Below are 3,661 nucleotides of genomic sequence, written 5' to 3'. Positions count from 1 at the left end.
CGACTTCAAGATCGACTTCATGAAGTCGGTCGGCATCGCCGTCGCCGACAGCCCCGCCAGCCTGGGCTCCACCATGCTGAAGGTGTTCAAGGGCTGATCGCCTGCGGACGCCGCCTCACCGCGGCGTCCGCGGCCTTGCGCCTTTGAAGGAGAGGAAGACGGGCGGGACGCTGCGGTGCCCCGCCCGCCGCCCCTCGCACCTCCGGGCGGCCCTCTTGGACGGACGGTCCTGGGGACCCATATGCAAGCGTCGACGGAGCGTCTTTCGCGCCGCCGGCCTTCGTCGTCGGCGCTCATCCGTCGGCGTTTGCACATGGGGATCCAACCCCGTCCCCTTCATCCACACGAAATTCTCCCACAGGGACCCGGGTCCACGCCCGAGGTGAAACCATGTCGGCAAATCTGGAACAGACCTCGTTCCTCTTCGGCTCGAACGCCGGTTACGTCGCCGAGCTCTACGCCAGCTATCTGTCCAACCCGGCCGCCGTCGATCCCAGCTGGAACAGCTTCTTCCAGGATCTGGACGAGGATTCGCGCGCCGTCCTGGACGAGCTGCGCGGCGCGTCCTGGACCGTGTCCGATCTGGAGGACCCCAAGGCCAAGCGCGACCCGGTCGCCGAGAGCTTCATCGTCTCCGCTCCCAACGGTGCCGCCGGCAATGGCGCCGCCGCCGCGATGAACGGTCCGGGCAACGGCGCCATGCTGGCCCACGCCCAGCAGGTCTATGGCGGCATCAGCCCGCAGCAGCTGCGCGCCGCCACGCTGGACAGCATCCGCGCCCTGATGCTGATCCGCGTCTTCCGCGTCCGCGGCCACATGAACGCCCATTTCGACCCGCTGGGCCTGGAAAAGCGCGAGCCGCACCCGGAACTGGATCCGGCGACCTACGGCTTCGGCCCGGGCGACCTCGACCGTCCGATCTTCCTGAACTACTCGCTCGGCCTGGAAACGGCGACCCTGCGCCAGATCCTCGAAATCCTGCACAAGACCTATTGCGGGACGATCGGCGTCGAGTTCATGCACATCCAGGACCCTGAAGAGAAGGCCTGGATCCAGGAGCGCATCGAGGGCGGCCGCAACCACACCGATTTCACGGTGAACGGCAAGCGCGCCATCCTTGAGCGTCTGACCGCGGCCGAGGGCTTCGAGAAGTTCCTGCAGCTGAAATACACCGGCACCAAGCGCTTCGGCCTTGAGGGCGGCGAGTCGATGATCCCCGCGCTGGAGCAGATCCTGAAGCGCGGCGGCCAGCTCGGCCTCAAAGAAGTCGTCGTCGGCATGGCCCACCGCGGCCGTCTGAACGTGCTGACCAACTTCATGGGCAAGCCCTTCTCCGCCGTCTTCTCGGAGTTCCAGGGCAACCCGTCGAGCCCGCAGGACGTCCAGGGTTCGGGCGACGTGAAGTACCATCTCGGCACCTCGTCGGACCGCGACTTCAACGGCAACATCGTCCACCTGTCGCTGACCGCCAACCCGTCCCACCTGGAATGGGTCAACCCGGTCGTGCTGGGCAAGGTGCGCGCCAAGCAGCAGCAGCGCCGCGACCTGGAGCGCGAGCAGGTGATGGGCGTGCTGATCCACGGCGACGCCGCCTTCGCCGGCCAGGGCATCGTGGCCGAGACGCTGGGCCTGTCGGAGCTGCGCGGCTACCGCACCGGCGGCACCATGCACTTCATCATCAACAACCAGATCGGCTTCACCACCAACCCGACTTATTCGCGGTCGGGCGTGTACTGCTCCGACATGGCCAAGATGGTGCAGGCGCCGATCTTCCACGTGAACGGCGACGATCCCGAAGCCGTCGTGCATGTCAGCCGCATCGCCATCGAGTTCCGCCAGAAGTTCAAGCGGGACGTCGTGATCGACATGGTCTGCTACCGCCGCCACGGCCACAACGAGGGCGACGAGCCGGGCTTCACCCAGCCCATCATGTACAAGAACATCCGTGCCCACGCGACCACGCGCGAGCTGTATGCCAAGCAGCTGGTGAGCGAGAACGTCATCACCCAGGCCGAGGGCGACCAGATCACCCAGGACTTCATGAAGAAGCTGGAGGGTGAGTTCGAGGCGTCCAGCACCTACAAGCCGAACAAGGCCGACTGGCTGGAAGGCAAGTGGGCCGGCCTGCAGGCGCAGGGTGCCGATTCGCCCCACCGCGGCGAAACCGGCGTGGACATCGCCAAGCTGAAGGAAATCGGCTTCAAGCTCTGCGAGTACCCGAAGGACTTCGCGATCAACTCCAAGATCGCGCGCCAGCTGGAAGCCAAGAAGAAGACGCTCGAATCGGGCGAAGGCATCGACTGGGCGACCGCCGAGGCGCTGGCCTACGGCACGCTGGTCGCCGAGGGCACCGGCGTCCGCCTGTCGGGCCAGGATTCCGGCCGCGGCACCTTCTCGCACCGCCATGCGGTGATGTACGACCAGAACACCGAAGAGAAGTACATCCCGCTCTGCCACGTCAGCCCGGATCAGGCGACCTTCGAGGTCCATGACAGCCCGCTGTCGGAAGCCGCGGTCGTCGGTTACGAGTACGGCTATTCGCTGGCAGAGCCGCACAATCTGGTCCTGTGGGAAGCGCAGTTCGGCGATTTCGCCAACACCGCGCAGACCATCATCGACCAGTTCATCTCGTCGGGCGAGTCCAAGTGGCTGCGCATGTCCGGCCTGGTGATGCTGCTGCCGCACGGCTACGAGGGCCAGGGTCCGGAACACTCGTCCGCCCGTCCGGAACGCTTCCTGCAGATGTGCGCCGAGGACAACTGGCAGATCTGCAACGTGACGACGCCGGCCAACCTGTTCCACGTCTTCCGCCGCCAGATCCGCCGCAGCTTCCGCAAGCCGCTGGTCCTGTTCACGCCGAAGTCGCTGCTGCGCCACAAGCTGTGCATCTCCGACCTGTCGGAGATGGGTCCGGGCAGCAGCTTCCACCGCGTGCTGGGCGAGACCGCCAACGATCTGGCCGCCAACGACAAGATCCGCCGCATCGTCGTCTGCTCCGGCAAGGTCTATTACGACCTGCTGCAGGAGCGCATGAGCCGCGGCATCAAGGACGTCGTCATCCTGCGCCTGGAACAGCTCTATCCGTTCCCGAAGGACGCGCTGGCGGCCGAGTTCGCCAAGTATCCGAACGCCGAGCTGGTCTGGTGCCAGGAAGAGCCGGAGAACCAGGGCGCCTGGTTCTTCGCCGACCGCCGCCTGGAAGCCGTGCTGAAGGATGTCGGCCACAAGGCCGCCCGTCCGTCCTATGTCGGCCGCCCGGCCACCGCCTCGCCGGCGACCGGCCTGCTGAAGCGCCACAACCAGGAGCAGGCCAAGCTCCTGGACGAAGCCCTGACGGTCCGCTGACCATCACCCAAGCGAACAAGAAGACAAACGAGGAAAAGAAATGGCTACCGACATCAAGGTCCCCACGCTGGGTGAGTCCGTCTCCGAGGCGACGGTCGCCCGCTGGCTGAAGAAGGCCGGCGACAGCGTCGCCATGGACGAGGCGCTGGTCGAGCTGGAGACCGACAAGGTCACGCTTGAGGTGAACGCGTCGGCCGCCGGCGTGCTGGCGGAAATCGTCGCCGCGGAAGGTGCGAACGTCGAGGTCGGCGCCCTGCTGGGCGTCATCAACGAGGGCGCCAGCGCCGGCGCCGCCCCGGCGGCTGCCGCTCCCGCC

2 protein-coding genes and 1 pseudogene are annotated in these 3,661 nt (G+C 66.4%); all 3 read left to right on the top strand.

Annotated features, from left to right (window positions below):
- A pseudogene (locus FZ983_RS34960) lies at positions 1-97 on the top strand (succinate--CoA ligase subunit alpha); the annotation flags it as partial.
- Between the two features lie 293 nt (positions 98-390).
- The gene (locus tag FZ983_RS33810) at positions 391-3,345 is read left to right on the top strand and encodes a 2-oxoglutarate dehydrogenase E1 component (RefSeq protein WP_149229089.1); all 2,955 of its coding nucleotides are present in this window, start codon (positions 391-393) and stop codon (positions 3,343-3,345) included.
- Positions 3,346-3,385: 40 nt separating this feature from the next.
- On the top strand, positions 3,386-3,661 hold a 276-nt coding region (locus FZ983_RS33805; RefSeq protein ID WP_348771093.1), incomplete at its 3' end, for a biotin/lipoyl-containing protein.

The organism is Azospirillum sp. B21, from assembly GCF_008364825.1.
Lineage (GTDB): Bacteria > Pseudomonadota > Alphaproteobacteria > Azospirillales > Azospirillaceae > Azospirillum.
The sequence above is the reverse complement of the archived record's forward strand: the minus strand, read 5'-3'. Positions and strand labels throughout refer to the sequence as shown.